The organism is Paraburkholderia suaedae, from assembly GCF_040812055.1.
Taxonomy (GTDB): Bacteria; Pseudomonadota; Gammaproteobacteria; order Burkholderiales; family Burkholderiaceae; genus Paraburkholderia.
In genome coordinates this window covers 129,886-144,362 of record NZ_JBFOAH010000003.1, presented here as the reverse complement: position 1 = coordinate 144,362, position 14,477 = coordinate 129,886, and the positions used below count along the sequence as shown (strand labels likewise).

The window sequence follows — 14,477 nt, the reverse complement described above, 5'->3', positions numbered from 1 at the left end:
GCCTGCGGGCCAGCCCGAACAGGAGAGTATCCATGTACCCGCCGCGTAATTTCGGCGCCGACAGCTATGCGCGCGTCGGCCTCGAAACCAGCGTAATGAGCGCAAATCCGCATGAGTTGATCGCACTGCTGTTCAGGGGCGCGCGGCAAGCGATCCGCATGAGCCGCGTGCACATGCAAAACGGCAATATCGCGGAGAAAGGCAAGCTGCTGTCCCATGCAATCATGATCATCGGCGGGGGCCTTCAGCAAGGGCTCAACCTTGAAAAGGGCGGGGACCTCGCGCAGCGCCTCGACTCGCTCTACGAGTATATGAAGCGCCGCGTGCTCGAGGCCAATCTGCGCAACGACCCGGCGCTGCTCGATGAAGTCGACGGTTTGCTCGCGACCATCGAGGATGGCTGGAACGGTATCAAGATGCAGGTCACCGGTTCGGCCGCACCGTCACAAGTCGCGACCGTTGCTTGAGTTGAACATGGAACCGATCACCACCGTCGACCAGTTGTTCGCGTGTTACGACAACATCCTCCAGGTTACCGCGCGGATGCTGGACGCGGCGCGCAAAGACGACTGGGACACGTCAATCGAGTTACAGAAGCGCTATTCAACACTGGTCGATACATTGCGACCGGTGTTCTGGAAGTTCACCTTCGACGCGCAGCAGCGCGCACGCATAGAGGATATGACTCGCCGGATTCTTTCCGACGAGACCGCAGTCCGCGACCTCGCGGCACCACGCCTCGCGCGACTCTCGGCGTTACTCGCGAGCGGCCGGCAATCGCAGACTATGCAGAAGATGTACGGCGTGTCGTCGCGCGGGTAGGCAAGCGCGGTGCTGCCCGGGCTGGCCTCATTGGGTCAGTTCGGGGTGGCATCTATACAGGCTTTGGTCTTCGCCATCCTCCTTGTCGAGCCGCGCCGGCGAAACTTGGTTGAAGCCTTTTTCAGTCAGATCCGCTTAATGCGTCTGCGTGGATCTGACATTACGCGCTGCGCGAGACAGGCGGCCCATTGCGGCCATCACGCTGAATGCACGGCGCAGATCCCCCAGGCGGTCGCTCGACCGTCGGTAGAAGCAATCCGTCGAACAGACGGTCAAATGGTGTTCACTTTGCCAGGCCAGCACCGGTTGCGGAATTTTATACTCGGGTCTACCTGCGTTGGCTGGGAATCATGTTGTTCACGGTCGCGCTCTGCATCGAAGGCGTTCCTCAACTAATACGAGGCAGGCCTACCAGCCTCATAGCGGACCCGAATGAAAGTTACTACTTCCGCCGACAGCATTGGCATTCTTGCCGACCATCCATGGTCGCAGCAATTCACCTTGATCGGGTACAAGGACGGGGCGTTTTCTGCAATCCCCAAAAATTTCTTTCGGAATTGGCTCGACGAGGACGCGCAGGGCGGGTCGTTTCATATTGGCCGTTGTTCTGGGCTCGGAGTCGGCTCTATCGTCAAATACGACGGGGACTTTCAGAAACTGGTCGTTGGCAAGAACGTGGCGGGCGGACTACGGCTGCGATTCCTGCTGAATGGTCAGCACGAAATTCGGACTATCTCGTCCTCGATGTTCTCGATATATGGCACCGGAATTGTAAGTGCTCCGATGCCGCAATATGACGACACGGTCATTCACAACGACGTCTGGATCGGGGACGAGGCATTGTTCCTCGGCGGCAGTGTTATCGAAAGCGGTTGTGTCATCGGTGCCGGGTCAGTCGTTCCGCCCAACTTTCGAAGCGAGCCTTACGGAATATACGTCGGATCGCCTGCGCGCCTTGTGCGCTTTCGCTTCTCCGACAAGGTGCGTGAAAAATTGCTGCAGTTGGCCTGGTGGGACATGCCCCTCGATTGGGTAAAGAAACACAACCCCGCCTTTCTCGTCGACCTTACTGCAGATGAAGGGCGTGCACTCGAGGTGCTTACAGAACTCCAGCGAGCGAAAGACAGTGCAATTCGCGACGTAAAGAGTTGTCCAGACGTTGCTGTGGACGTCCTGCATGCTAGTCGACAAGTCCAGCAGCGCGAGCATTGGCTCGACGGCGGCACGCCTACGGTTGAAGCATCACCGGCGCGCGGCTTGACCGATGCCCAGTCCGAAGCGCTCGCAGACGAGTTCATCGCGACGTTGACTACGTTGTCCAATCTGGAGCAGCACCAGGAAGTCGAGGCGCTCGCACGTCAAATGACGGCGCTGCTGCCGGCGCACGGGTTTGGCTGGAAAGCGTTAGGAAGCGCACTGCTTCTGCAAGGCCACACGGAGCAGGCGCTTGTTCCGCTCAAGAAAGCGTTCGAATTGTTGCCCGACGACACCGCCGTCGCAAACCAGCTGAAGGCGGCCGTCACACTGCTGGAGTCGACGCCGCGCGAGCGGGCCGACGAGGATGCGTCGCAACTAGCTTCCGTGCCTGGTCCTGCGGAAGCGGAGCACGCGGTCACGCTGCTCAACGGCGGTCGCGCGGCCGAAGCAGCCGAAGCTGGCCGAGGCCTGGCCGAGCGCTATCCGTCGCACGCGCTCGGTTGGAAAGTCCTGGGCCGCGCGCTGTGCCTGCAGGGTCAATTCGAGGAGTCGCTCGGCCATTTGCGGCGCGCTAGGCAACTGGATCCGGAAGACCACGAAACCCTTCAGACGCTCGCTGACATACTCCGTCAACAAGGGCGAGCCGCCGAAGCCGAGGTGGAATCGCGGAGACTGATCGAGATAAAGCCGGACCTCGTCGAGGGTCATTGTATTCTCGGCTTGGCCTTGTCCTCGCAGGGCCGTTACGCTGAAGCCGAAGCGGCTTTACTGCGCGTGCTCGAACAGGCACCGGGCAATCTGCCGGCGCTCACTTCCCTGAGCTTCGTGCAGATCCAGCAAGGCCGACTCACAGAAGCCGAAAAGACGCTTCGTCGCGTGCTTTTGATCGATCCCGATTGCCTCACGACCCACAGCAATCTCCTGTTCTGCATGGCGCACAACGAAAGCGTGAGGGCGAAGGCATATGCCGCCCAGCATCGCCATTTCGGCGAACACTTCGAACGCAAGCTGCGTGTGCATCGGAAACCTCACGGTAACAGCCGGGACCCCGAACGCCGACTGCAAGTCGGTTTTGTGTCGGGCGATTTGTGCAGCCACGCAGTCGCCTCCTTTCTGGAACCGCTGTTGCCGCCTCTCACACGCGACCCCAGCCTGACGCTGCACGCCTACTACAATCACGGTGTCGAGGACAACGTGAGCCAGCAGCTTCGCGCGCACTTTGCCACGTGGACTCTGGTATGCGGCATGAGCGACGCCGAACTCGACGACAAGATTCGGGCCGACGGCATAGACATTTTGATCGACTTGTCGGGCCATACAGGACGCAATCGTCTGCTGACCTTCGCGCGAAAGCCGGCCCCGGTACAGGCGAGCTGGATCGGCTACCCGGGGACCACGGGCCTCACCGCCATCGACTACTACTTCGCGGACCGCTTTTTGGTGCCGCCGGGCGAACTCGACAAGCAATTCGTCGAAAAGATCGCCTACCTCCCCGCGAACGCGCCGTTCGTACCGTCCAGCGTAGCACCGTCGATCAACCTGTTGCCGGCCCTCGACAACGGCTATATCACATTCGGCAGCTTCAACCGGCTAAGCAAGCTGCGCCCGGACGTCATCAGGCTGTGGGCGCAACTGCTGCATGAGGTGCCTACGGCCCGGATGCTGCTGGGCGCGATGCCGGGCGACGGCACCGACGATCAACTGCTCGAGTGGTTTGCGCACGAAGGCATCGGCCGTGACCGCCTCAAATTCCTTGCCCATTCGAAGATGTCGGTCTATCTGGGGCAGCACCATGACGTTGATATCTGCCTCGACACCTTCCCTTATGCGGGCGGCACGACGACATTGCACGCGGCCTGGATGGGCGTGCCGACGCTGACACTGCCCGGCCGAACAGCCCCGAGCCGTGGCGGCGCGTCGCTCATGGCCCAGCTTGACCTGCAATCGTTTATCGCTTCGGACAAGGCCGATTTCATCAACAAAGGCGTCTATTGGGCAACCAACGTCTCCGAGCTTGCCGCACTGCGAGCGCAGATGCGCGAGCGTTGCATGGCCTCGGCCGTGTTTCGCCCGGACGTGATTGCCTCGGCGCTATCCGGTGCGCTGCGCGTGATGTGGCGTCGCTGGACGGAAGGCAAACCACCCGTGGCTTTCGATTCGTCTTCGTTATTGGACCGCGCAGTGCTCTGATGGCGGCCGACGGCAACATTCTTCCGATGCGATCGACCCTTGCCCTCACTCGCCTCGGCCAAGCTGAATTGGCCTGGATTCACCCATCTGATCGACCGATCGAACGCGCTTAACCGGCACCACACTAGTTCTCAAAGTCCGCATCGTGGATAGGGGAACGATTGCCTGAATCGGTCCGCACAGCGCACGACGATGCGTTCGCAACATTGGCGATCGAATGCCTGAAGGAGGGCTCCCATGGACAACAAGCTGGTTCCCGTCACGCAGCCCTACCTGCCGCCACTGGACGAATTCCTTCCTTATCTGGAACAGATATGGGAGCGCAAATGGGTGACGAATAACGGGCCGTTCCACGAGATGCTCGAAGCGCAGCTGTGCGAATACCTCGGGGTCGAGCATTTGTCGCTGTTCTCAAACGGCACGCTGGCGCTCATTAGCGCGCTGCAGGCGATGAAGATCACGGGGGAAGTGATCACCACGCCTTTCAGCTTCGTCGCGACGACACACGCGCTGCACTGGAACGGCATCGTCCCCGTGTTTGCGGATATCGATCCGGATACGATGAACATCGATCCAATGAAGATCGAAGCGGCCATTACGCCCAAGACCACCGCGATCCTGCCGGTCCACGTCTACGGCAATCCGTGCGCAGTCGAGGAGATCGAACGCATTGCCGACAACTACGGTCTGCGCGTGCTCTACGACGCTGCGCATGCGTTCGGCGTCAGGCGACACGGCCGCTCGGTGCTGGAATTCGGCGATATGTCGGTGCTGAGCTTTCACGGCACCAAGGTGTTCAATACCTTTGAGGGCGGCGCCATCATTTGCCGCGACGCGAAAACCAAGCGCCGCATCGATCACCTCAAAAACTTCGGCTTCGTCGACGAAGTGACCGTGGTCGGACCGGGCATCAACGGCAAGATGAATGAGGTTCAGGCTGCGTTCGGTCTGCTGCAACTCAAACATGTGGACCGCATCTTTGCCGAGCGCGCGAGAATCAACGAACGCTACCGGCTCGCGTTCCAGAACGTCAAGGGCCTGCGCATGCTCGACGTGCCGTCGTGCTGCACGCGCAACTACTCTTACGTGCCGCTGCGAATCGAGCGCGAGTTCCCAGTCAGCCGCGATGCGCTGTACGAGGAAATGCGCCGTCATAGCATCGCGGCGCGGCGCTATTTTTATCCGCTGATCAGCGAGTTCCCGACGTATCGCGGCCTGCCTTCGGCGTCGCAAGCAAATCTGCCGGTCGCCACCGCAGTCTCGCGCGAGGTGCTTTGCTTGCCGATTTTTCCGGGCCTGGATATGCGCACGCAGGACAAGATTATCGACATCGTGCTCGCCGCCGCAGGACTGCAGCAATATGCGAGCTGAGCGTCGGCTTGCCATCATGCAGCCTTACTTCTTTCCTTATCTGGGCTATTTTCAACTGATGGCCGAAGTCGACGCGTTCGTCGTATTCGACGATGTCAACTTCATCAACCGCGGCTGGATCAATCGCAACCGGATAAACATCAATGGCGCGCCGTACCTGATCACTGTCCCATTGAAGCAGGCGAGCCAGAACAAGCTGATCTGCGAAATTAGCGTGGACGACCATCTTTCGTGGCGCGACAAGCTTCTGAAGACCATTGGACAAGCCTATTCGCGGGCCCCGCAGTTCGCGCGCGTGTTCCCGTTAGTCGAAAGCATCGTGCGCCATCCGGCCGGCAATCTCGCCGACTATCTGCGTCACAGCCTGCTCAATCTGCGCGATTTTCTCGGTCTCGGGACAGAAATCATCAGCACGTCGCGACGCTACGAGAACTCGAACCTGACGGCGCAGTCGCGGATCATCGACATCTGCTTGCGCGAGCGCGCAGACATCTATATCAACGCGATCGGCGGCAAGGAGCTCTATGAGCACACTGCTTTTGAGTCGGCCGGCGTGAAACTTCGGTTTCTGCAGCCGGCGCTGCCGCCGTACGGCCAGTCCGGAGCCGAGTTCATGCCTGGCCTGTCGATGATCGACGTGCTGATGCACAACGACGGCCAGGCTGTCACGAACATGCTCAAAAGCGGACGCTGCCATGACTGACTCCTATCACTCGATCATCCGCCACTACGAAGACTGCCTCGCGAAATTCGGCGATTCGCATCGCGGGGTCGATTGGCCCAACGAAGCAGATGCCGCGAAGCGCTACGAGGTCATGCTGGCACTCGTCAAGCCGTCGGCGACAGAACAAACGCTGCTCGATTTTGGCTGCGGCGCTTCGCATCTTTACCGATACATGCTTGAACACAAGGTAGAGAGGTTGCGATATGCCGGGCTGGATGCATCGTCCGCGTTCTGTGATCTGTCGGCGAAAAAGTATCCGGAGAACCCATATCTGTGCGTGGACGTTTTGCGCGAACCCGAGCGGCTCCACGAGTTCGACTACATCGTGATGAACGGGGTGTTCACCGAAAAGCGCCAGCTATCTTTCGACGACATGTTCGACTACTTCAAGCAGGTCTTGCGGATCGCGTTCCACAAGGCTCGGCGCGGCATCGCGTTCAATGTGATGTCCAAGCAGGTCGATTGGGAACGCGGGGACCTGTTCCACCTTCCGGTCAACAGTCTCACTGATTTCCTCGCGAAGGAGCTATCCCGTCACTATGTCGTGAGAAACGACTATGGCCTGTATGAGTACACCACGTATGTGTACAAGGAGCCAAACTAATGGCTAACGTGCTCGTCTTCGGCCTGCATGACTATGCAGAGCTTGCTCACTATTATCTGCAGCACGATTCGCCGCACGAAGTCGCAGCGTTTTGCGTTCACCGCGCGTACCTGCCGGAAAGCGGCGAGTTCAAGGGCATGAAGGTCGTCGCCTATGAAGACGTGGCTGAAGCGTACCCTGCTTCGGACTTCCAGTTCTTCGCACCGATGTCGCCCAAGCACATGAACGCCGATCGCGAGCGCATCTTTCGCGACATCCAGCAAAAGGGTTACCGGATGATCAGCTACGTCAGCTCGAAAGCGACCACCTTCGGCAATGAAATCGGCGAAAACTGCTTCATCCTCGAAGACAACACGATTCAGCCGTTCACCCGCATCGGCGACAACGTCGTGCTGTGGAGCGGCAATCATATCGGCCACCACGGCTGCATCCACGACCATGTGACGATGACGTCGCACGTCGTGATGTCCGGACACTGCGAGATAGGCGCATTCAGCTTTCTCGGCGTCAACGCAACGCTGCGCGACGGCATCACGGTTGGCGAGGGAAGCTTCATCGCTATGGCGTCGGCCGTCGTGAAGAACACGGAACCTTGGTCTGTCTACAAGGGCAATCCCGCGCAGAAGCTCTCGATGTCGAGCAAGGACCTGAAGCTCTAGGAGTCGTCGATGTCGTCCATTCGCTGGGAAAAGCGCGGTCTGATCTATACGGTCGACGAACGGCTGCCATGGGCCAGCTCTCACGCGCAGATTCCGACCTACGCCGGGGTGCATGACGGTGCGCTGAACCTCCTGTTCAGCAGCCGCGACGCGAGCAATCGCAGCCTGATCGCAAAGCTGAAGGTTCGCTGCGACGCACCCAACGAGGTCATTTCGGTCCAATCCGATCCCGTGCTGTCGCTCGGCATGCCGGGAACCTTCGACGATTGCGGGATGATGCCGTCCTCTGTCGTCGAGCATGGCGGCGCGCAGTACCTGTATTACATTGGCTGGAACGTGCGCAATACGGTTCCCTATCACAACTCCGTCGGACTCGCGATTAGCGAGGATGGCGGCGAAAGCTACCGGCGGCTGTTCGAAGGCCCGATCATGGATCGCACCGCCGAAGAACCGTACTTTTGCGCGACCACCTGCGTGCGCATAGAAAACGGCATCTGGCGGAACTGGTACCTGTCGTGCACGGGCTGGCAGCAGATCGACGGCAAGGTTGAGCCGCGCTATCACCTCAAATACGCGGAGTCGCACGACGGCATACATTGGAAACGCCGCGGCACTATTGCTATCGACTACATCGATCCTGAAGAAGGTGGCATCGTGCGCGCATCAGTCTACAAGGACGGCGCGACATACCGGATGTGGTACTGCTACCGCGGCCATGCGGGCTACCGCGAAAACCGGGATCGCAGTTATCGAATCGGCTACGCGGAGTCTTCCGACGGCATTGAATGGCGCCGATTGGACCAGCGCGCGGGGATCGACATTAGCGCGACCGGCTGGGATTCGTTCATGGTCGCCTATCCGGAAGTCGTCGGCGTGGGTGGCCATTTGTACCTCTTCTACAACGGCAACGGCTTCGGGGCCAGCGGCTTCGGATATGCCGAGGCCATTCGCGAAGAATAGATGGGGAGCGAAATGCAGATTATCGCCGGAAACTTCGAGAAGCACGGCTTCGTGGTTGCATCCTCAGCCGACCTGCAGGCGTCGATGCGATCGATTCGGGCCAAGTTCGAAACCCGGTTCCTGGTCCGGTTCCGCGATGATCCGCCGCACAATCGCAACATCATCAAACTGCTCGCCGAAGACATGGCGGTGAAGCGTTTCTTTTGCTCTGCGGATATCGTGGGGATGCTGAACAATGCCCTGAAAATGGATCACCCGGTGCAAACCGGTCCCATCGTCACGCACTACACGGCAAGCGATGCGACGGGCAACAGCTACGGACTCCCATATCATCAGGACTGGCCTAGCATGGGCACGTCGACGAGAGGCGTGATCGCGTGGACCTCGATTACCGACATCGGGCAGAGCGGTCCCGGCTTGCGCATTATTCCGGGCAGTCATCTGCGCGGCCTTTGGCCGGGCAGGCAGACGGATTCCGGATATGTGCTGGACCAGCAGGAGATTGACGGCTTCCGGGATGTGGAGATCGAAGCCGGGCAGATCCTCTTTATGTCGCCGTTCCTCGTTCACCGAACCAGAACATCGCCCGGCAGCGACTGGAAGCTGTCGCTGTCCTGCCGCTTCGATGATTTCGACTGCAGGGAGTGGGAGCGCCGCAATTTCGTCAGTGCGTACCGAACTACCGTCGATCGGCAGGTCTACCTCGCCGGTCCACAGTAAGTCATTCGTCGCGCAGCCAATCCAGCACACGGCCTGATGCAGCCGATATCGCACAGACATTCCACTGAGCGCTGGCTTCCTCCGCGAGACGACGGGAGTGGCCCGACAACGACCGGACATGATCAATCGAAGACCACTGTAGCCGCCTATCGAGGCGGCAAGGTTATCGCGTGAAAAAGCCGGTGCGGCGTCGATGTACGGTGGTCTTGGGCGGATTGCTGCCGGCGTTTGCGAGCAACGTTATACGAGGCTGTCGATCGATGACCAACCGTTGCGATGGGAAAGTAGCACCGAATTGTCAGCTGTTACACCACCTTCTCGCAGTTTAAGAACGGTCACCGCTCTGTAAAATTGCTGATATCTCCGTTGAATCGCGCACGAACGATCAATGACGGCTTTGACGCGCGCCGGGGACATTAGTCGTCGTGCAAAATCGAAATGCATTTCCCCTAAGGCATTGAATCAATGAAACCCTGGAAGCATGTTCCCGTTGAAAGCCTGGTGAGCCGGGAAGTTTTGGCGCAGGCAGAGGCATTCGATCTGGGCAAACACAGCTACGAAACTGTGGTTCGCGGCCTGAGCCTTCGGTGGCTTGCACTCAACAAAAGGCTTCTATGGATGGCCGCCGGCATGGAACAGATCGAGCCGGAACTGCTCGACTGGATCGACCGCATCCCGAAGTCTTCCGTGTATTACGATTTTGGCGCCAGCAACGGGATATTCGCGCTCTATGCGGCCAAACGAAACCTCAGCGTCATTGCCATCGAGCCAGATCCCTCGAACTATTTCCTGCTGTCCTGGAACGCCTTTCTCAATCGCAGCGACGACATCGACATTTCGGCGTTCAATGTGGCGGTGTCGGACCGGTTTGCAGCGGGCAAACTGTACATTCACAGAATGGAACTGGGCACGCACGAGAAGATCGTTGATGCCCCGCTGGCAGTGTTTGGTGAGGCTTTTGTCCCCCAACACGTGCATGCTATCCAGCTCGTGCACTTCGACAAGTGGGTTACCCAGCTTGGGCTGCCCAAGCCCGAGTACGTCAAGATCGACGTCGACGGTCACGAAGTACCCGCCATCAATGGTGCGATCGAATCGCTGCGCGGATGCAAAGAGGTGTTCATCGAGATTGAAGACTCGCGACTGGATGAGTTGGGCAGCATGTTGCGCCGAGTCGGCTTTGAGATGATTGCCAAGCATCAGGTCCAGAAGTACGAGAGCCTCTGGAATTGCATCTTCGCTCGTTGACTGCTCGCTCATTGTTCGATTGCCGTAATCTCCCACCAAGCCCGCAAAAGCTTGTTGAAAGCCACACGTGCCATTAGAATCCCCTCGTCATTGGGGAGTAGCCTTCCTTCATCCATTGAAGGATGAGCGCGTCAACATACCTGGCCTGCAGGCCGTGGCGCGTTCCACCGGAGCGGTTTGGCGAGACCATTGGCGTACTGCTTCGTTCTGGCCGGACGGGTGACGGTGCGTCATAGGTTCGTACTTGCGTCCGGCCACGGAGTTGCGCTGTGAACTACCTTTGTGCCCTGCCCGTCTTCCCGAGCGACCCGTCGCCGCCCCGACCGTTCTCTCCGTATGCCGGGGGCCGTGTATGACGGGTCTGCTGTTCGAACTCGCCATGATGCTGTTCGCCATCCTCGTGGCGGCCGAACTCTTTACCAATGCCCTCGAACACCTGGGCGAACGCCTGAAGATCTCCGAAGGCGTGACAGGTTCGTTGTTCGCGGCGGTCGGCACGGCGCTTCCCGAGACCCTCGTGCCGCTGCTCGCAATAGCGAGCGGGACGACCGATAGCGGGGTGAATCAGGAAATCGGTGTCGGTGCGATTCTCGGTGCGCCGCTGATGCTCTCCACGCTCTCGACGTTTCTAATGACCCTCGCCACTGTTCGCGCACGCGGCCTCAAAGGCTGGATCGCGCCCGAGCGTACGGGTTTCACCCGCGATCTGAACTACTTCCTGTGCGCGTTTCTGCTGGCGGCCGCGGCGATGTATGTGCCGCACGAGCAGCTCATCGTTCGCGCGATGTTTAGCGTCGCGCTGGTGGGTGTCTACGTCACCTATGTGGTGACGACGTTCCGCGCGTCGGGCCAGCTCGTCGACGCGGGGCATGGCACCGAAGCGCCCGGCAAGCTGCTGCTCTCGCGCGTCGGCGTGCCGACCCATCTCGCAACCATCATGCTGCAACTGGCGCTTGCCGTCGCATTGCTGGTGTGGGGCGCGGAAGGGTTCATTCACGGCGTGCGCGGCGTGTCGCAGGCGCTCGGCGTGTCGCCGCTGCTGCTGTCGTTGCTGATCATTCCGATCGCGACAGAGTTGCCTGAGAAGGTCAACAGCATTCTGTGGGTGCGCCGTGGCAAGGACACGCTGGCCTTCGGCAACATCACCGGCGCGATGGTGTTTCAGGGGACGCTGCTGCCTGCCATTGGTATTCTGCTGACGCCGTGGACGCCGCGCGTCGAGGTGATGACCGGAATCGTGATCACGCTTGCCGCTGCGGCGTGGATGCGTATCAATGTGCGCGAGCGCGGCGTATCGGTGCGGGCGCTGCTGCTGTGCGGCGTGTTGTACGCCGCTTATCTGGTGATCACGTTGACGCGCTGAGCACTTCGGAATCGTGTGACTGCGCATTACGGCGGAGGCCCGTGCCGGCTCGAGTGCCTGAATCGGTCATGACCGGAGCTCCAGGCGACATCGAGCTAAAATTCCAACGCATGGGCCGAATACGGTCGCGGGCGGCTGTCAGTTGCACGGCCGGTCCGCGAATCCAGCCAATCCAGAGTCGGCGCATTCACGTTCGCTCGCTGCTTATCGATCGCGGAGAAATCATGCAAAAGCGCACAATTGGTCAGTCTGAATTACGCATTGCGCCGCTCATGTTCGGCGGCAATGTTTTCGGCTGGACTGCGGATGAAGCCACGTCATTCTCGATCCTGGATGCCTTCGTCGACGCCGGCCTCGATTTCATCGACACCGCCGACGTCTACTCGGCATGGGTCCCCGGCAATCACGGCGGCGAGTCCGAAAGCATCATCGGCAAGTGGTTCCGGCAAAGCGGCAAACGCGACAAGATCGTGCTCGCCACCAAGGTTTCGAAGCATCCGCAGCGCAAGGGCTTGTCGGCGGCCAACATCCAGGCAGCGGTCGAAGATTCGCTGCGGCGCTTGCAAACCGACTACATCGACGTCTATTTTTCCCACGACGACGACAGCCAAACGCCGCTGGCGGAAACGCTCGGCGCTTATCAGAAGCTGATCGAGGCGGGCAAGGTGCGAGTGATCGGCGCTTCCAACTACAGCGGCGCGCGCATCGAAGCAGCGCTTGCCGTGTCCCGCCAGCGCGGGCTGCCCGAGTATCAGCTCCTGCAGCCGGAGTACAACCTGTACGACCGCGCGGACTACGAGCGCGATATCGAGCCGGTCGCGCTCGCCAATCAGCTCGGCGTAGTGGTGTACTACAGTCTCGCGAGCGGCTTTCTGTCGGGCAAGTACCGTTCGCAGGCGGATCTGGCTGGCAAGGCGCGCGGCAGCCGGGTGGAAAAGTACCTGAACGGGCGCGGCCTGCGAATCCTGAGCGCGCTTGATCGGGTCGCCGAACGGCACGGCAGTACGCCGGCTACGATCGCGCTGGCGTGGCTGATTGCCCGCCCGAGCGTGACAGCCCCGATCGCCAGTGCGACCTCGGTCGAACAGCTCGAAAGTCTCGCCGCTGCCGTCCATCTCACGCTGTCCGGCGACGACATCCGCGAACTGGACGAGGCGAGCGCCTGAGCGCCGCCGAAGACCTGGTGCAAACACTACACCCCTGGTAGGATGGGCAGTTTCCTGATATCATCGGGAGTGAATTGAGATCTTTGCCTGTTTCGTTAATGGTTTCATTGATGAAAGGTTGGCGAAACGGCAACAGGCGCGGCAAGTGCAGCACGTCTGTCCGCGTTCCGCGGTGAACTCTACACCTCTCTTTTCCGGCCTCCGTGGCCGCTTTGCCTCTCGTTTCATTCGTGGTTTGGCCGGGGTTTTCCCGCGTTTGCCTGTTACTGGCCATGAATCGAAACGACCGGAGGGCCGGCGCGTGAGCGGTTTGCCGCCACGCAAATCAACCCTATCAAGTGATTGAGTTAGGAATTACATGACGACGATTCTTCTGAAGGAAAATGAGCCGTTCGAAGTGGCGATTCGCCGCTTTCGTCGCGCCATCGAAAAAAATGGCCTGATCGCTGAACTGCGTGAGCGCCAATCGTATGAAAAGCCGACTACCGCGCGCAAGCGCAAGAAGGCTGCTGCTGTGAAGCGCCTGCACAAGCGCCTGCGCAGTCAGATGCTGCCGAAAAAGCTGCATTAAGCACGCTTTTTTGCACGCCAAACGGCGGTGTGAGCTTCGAAAGAAGCCACATCGCCGTTTTGCTTTTGGGTGCTTCCTTAAGCTGATACGTGGCGGGCGCCAGTTCCGAGTCGCAACTGCTGCAGTAGACGAAACGCCGGCTGCGGTGTGAAGCGCGTAGCGGCCCGGAGTACAGCACGCGAAGGAGCGGCCGGATTCCGCCGGGCCGTTGCAGCCGCTAGTCGCGTTCGAGCCCTTAAGCAGCGCTTTTCAGCCGCTCGGCAGACAGCCCGAACTGCCGGGCAATCGAGTAGAGGCGCTCGCGCCACTCCCACGTGCCGAACACGTCATGGACGTTCTGCAGGCAGCTGAGCAGCTCAACCGTGGCGGCGTCGTAGACGTTGATGCGCGCCCGCAACAGCGCTTTTTTAAGCGCGGCCACGCCGACATCCATGTAACGGGGCACTTCGCCAGGCGGTTTGGCGATATAACGCACCGGGATGCCTTCCATTGCCGTCATATAGTCGCGAGGCCTGATGAAACTGCCGACCGGGCATCCGCCGCGATAGCCTCGATAAGCGCCCCCACCCCGCGGCAGCAGCGCCGCGCGCTTTTGCTCGAACAGATGGTCCACGGCCCGATCGAAAATGTCCTGATGCGTCTGGAAGCTAAGTGTTTTCATGGTTGGTCTCCCCTGCTAACGCAGCGGTTATTCGTTGTTTGAGCACTTGAGCACTAGTATCCGACGCGCGCCACGGAACGAAACCCGGACTAGGGCGACGAAGAGCCTTCAATTCCCGGTTTTGCGCGTGGCGTCCCCAGCGACCAGAGCCAGCGGTTTCCTCGCTCAGTGCCCATAACCCTATAACGACCGCGCGCGTGAGAAGTGCAGCGGGGCCTTCC

General features: G+C 59.8%; 14 protein-coding genes, 1 pseudogene and 1 riboswitch. Of the genes and pseudogenes, 14 read left to right on the top strand and 1 reads right to left on the bottom strand.

The features are described from left to right. Positions 1-32: 32 nt before the first annotated feature. The 14 genes and pseudogenes from fliS to rpsU all read left to right on the top strand — a co-directional run bounded on the left by fliS (position 33) and on the right by rpsU (position 13,595). A complete protein-coding gene (gene fliS, locus ABQJ48_RS06175) occupies positions 33-467 on the top strand; it encodes a flagellar export chaperone FliS (RefSeq protein ID WP_367836720.1) in 435 nt (144 codons plus the stop codon). A 7-nt stretch (positions 468-474) separates the two neighbouring features. Next, entirely contained in the window at positions 475-822 is a 348-nt protein-coding gene (locus ABQJ48_RS06170) for a flagellar protein FliT (protein WP_367836719.1), read from the top strand. Positions 823-1,254: 432 nt separating this feature from the next. After that, positions 1,255-1,956: pseudogene (locus ABQJ48_RS06165) on the top strand (LbetaH domain-containing protein); the annotation flags it as partial. A 228-nt stretch (positions 1,957-2,184) separates the two neighbouring features. Further along, complete coding sequence (locus ABQJ48_RS06160) at positions 2,185-4,209, top strand: O-linked N-acetylglucosamine transferase, SPINDLY family protein (protein ID WP_367837008.1); 2,025 nt, start codon at positions 2,185-2,187, stop codon at positions 4,207-4,209. A 237-nt stretch (positions 4,210-4,446) separates the two neighbouring features. Next, positions 4,447-5,580, top strand: coding sequence for a DegT/DnrJ/EryC1/StrS family aminotransferase (locus tag ABQJ48_RS06155; protein ID WP_367836718.1), 1,134 nt, complete (start codon positions 4,447-4,449; stop codon positions 5,578-5,580). Beyond that, positions 5,570-6,283: a WbqC family protein gene (locus ABQJ48_RS06150; RefSeq protein WP_367836717.1), complete on the top strand. Its 714-nt coding sequence runs from the start codon at positions 5,570-5,572 to the stop codon at positions 6,281-6,283. The genes ABQJ48_RS06155 and ABQJ48_RS06150 overlap by 11 nt, the downstream gene beginning before the upstream one ends. Continuing rightward, positions 6,276-6,908: a class I SAM-dependent methyltransferase gene (locus tag ABQJ48_RS06145; protein WP_367836716.1), complete on the top strand. Its 633-nt coding sequence runs from the start codon at positions 6,276-6,278 to the stop codon at positions 6,906-6,908. The genes ABQJ48_RS06150 and ABQJ48_RS06145 overlap by 8 nt, the downstream gene beginning before the upstream one ends. After that, positions 6,908-7,567 carry an acetyltransferase gene (locus ABQJ48_RS06140; protein ID WP_367836715.1) on the top strand — a complete coding sequence of 220 codons (660 nt, stop codon included), beginning with the start codon at positions 6,908-6,910 and terminating at the stop codon, positions 7,565-7,567. The genes ABQJ48_RS06145 and ABQJ48_RS06140 overlap by 1 nt, the downstream gene beginning before the upstream one ends. A 9-nt stretch (positions 7,568-7,576) precedes the next feature. After that, positions 7,577-8,527, top strand: a complete 951-nt coding sequence (locus ABQJ48_RS06135) for a glycoside hydrolase family protein (RefSeq protein ID WP_367836714.1) — start codon at positions 7,577-7,579, stop codon at positions 8,525-8,527. A gap of 12 nt (positions 8,528-8,539) precedes the next feature. Then, entirely contained in the window at positions 8,540-9,247 is a 708-nt protein-coding gene (locus ABQJ48_RS06130; RefSeq protein WP_367836712.1) for a phytanoyl-CoA dioxygenase family protein, read from the top strand. A 465-nt stretch (positions 9,248-9,712) separates the two neighbouring features. Beyond that, the gene (locus ABQJ48_RS06125; protein WP_367836711.1) at positions 9,713-10,495 is read left to right on the top strand and encodes an FkbM family methyltransferase; all 783 of its coding nucleotides are present in this window, start codon (positions 9,713-9,715) and stop codon (positions 10,493-10,495) included. Between the two features lie 80 nt (positions 10,496-10,575). Continuing rightward, a riboswitch (yybP-ykoY riboswitch) is annotated at positions 10,576-10,750 on the top strand. Between the two features lie 97 nt (positions 10,751-10,847). Next, on the top strand, positions 10,848-11,858 hold the full coding sequence (locus ABQJ48_RS06120) for a sodium:calcium antiporter (protein WP_367836710.1): 1,011 nt from the start codon (positions 10,848-10,850) through the stop codon (positions 11,856-11,858). A gap of 224 nt (positions 11,859-12,082) precedes the next feature. Further along, positions 12,083-13,024 (top strand): aldo/keto reductase, encoded by a 942-nt coding sequence (locus tag ABQJ48_RS06115; RefSeq protein WP_367836709.1) that lies wholly within the window; start codon positions 12,083-12,085, stop codon positions 13,022-13,024. Between the two features lie 358 nt (positions 13,025-13,382). Next, the gene (gene rpsU, locus ABQJ48_RS06110) at positions 13,383-13,595 is read left to right on the top strand and encodes a 30S ribosomal protein S21 (RefSeq protein WP_006050883.1); all 213 of its coding nucleotides are present in this window, start codon (positions 13,383-13,385) and stop codon (positions 13,593-13,595) included. 235 nt (positions 13,596-13,830) lie between these two features. Here the strand turns inward: rpsU and ABQJ48_RS06105 are convergent, their stop codons facing one another. Further along, complete coding sequence (locus ABQJ48_RS06105) at positions 13,831-14,256, bottom strand: hypothetical protein (RefSeq protein WP_367836708.1); 426 nt, start codon at positions 14,254-14,256, stop codon at positions 13,831-13,833. Positions 14,257-14,477: the final 221 nt, after the last annotated feature.

Excerpts from the sequence above, each read along its gene's own strand:
- ABQJ48_RS06145 (WP_367836716.1), top strand. The coding sequence starts at position 6,276 with ATGACTGACTCCTATCACTCGATCATCCGCCACTACGAAGACTGCCTC.
- fliS (WP_367836720.1), top strand. The coding sequence starts at position 33 with ATGTACCCGCCGCGTAATTTCGGCGCCGACAGCTATGCGCGCGTCGGC.
- ABQJ48_RS06155 (WP_367836718.1), top strand. The coding sequence starts at position 4,447 with ATGGACAACAAGCTGGTTCCCGTCACGCAGCCCTACCTGCCGCCACTG.
- ABQJ48_RS06170 (WP_367836719.1), top strand. The coding sequence starts at position 475 with ATGGAACCGATCACCACCGTCGACCAGTTGTTCGCGTGTTACGACAAC.
- ABQJ48_RS06140 (WP_367836715.1), top strand. The coding sequence starts at position 6,908 with ATGGCTAACGTGCTCGTCTTCGGCCTGCATGACTATGCAGAGCTTGCT.
- ABQJ48_RS06150 (WP_367836717.1), top strand. The coding sequence starts at position 5,570 with ATGCGAGCTGAGCGTCGGCTTGCCATCATGCAGCCTTACTTCTTTCCT.
- rpsU (WP_006050883.1), top strand. The coding sequence starts at position 13,383 with ATGACGACGATTCTTCTGAAGGAAAATGAGCCGTTCGAAGTGGCGATT.
- ABQJ48_RS06130 (WP_367836712.1), top strand. The coding sequence starts at position 8,540 with ATGCAGATTATCGCCGGAAACTTCGAGAAGCACGGCTTCGTGGTTGCA.
- ABQJ48_RS06105 (WP_367836708.1), bottom strand. The coding sequence starts at position 14,256 with ATGAAAACACTTAGCTTCCAGACGCATCAGGACATTTTCGATCGGGCC.
- ABQJ48_RS06115 (WP_367836709.1), top strand. The coding sequence starts at position 12,083 with ATGCAAAAGCGCACAATTGGTCAGTCTGAATTACGCATTGCGCCGCTC.
- ABQJ48_RS06125 (WP_367836711.1), top strand. The coding sequence starts at position 9,713 with ATGAAACCCTGGAAGCATGTTCCCGTTGAAAGCCTGGTGAGCCGGGAA.
- ABQJ48_RS06160 (WP_367837008.1), top strand. The coding sequence starts at position 2,185 with ATGACGGCGCTGCTGCCGGCGCACGGGTTTGGCTGGAAAGCGTTAGGA.
- ABQJ48_RS06135 (WP_367836714.1), top strand. The coding sequence starts at position 7,577 with ATGTCGTCCATTCGCTGGGAAAAGCGCGGTCTGATCTATACGGTCGAC.
- ABQJ48_RS06120 (WP_367836710.1), top strand. The coding sequence starts at position 10,848 with ATGACGGGTCTGCTGTTCGAACTCGCCATGATGCTGTTCGCCATCCTC.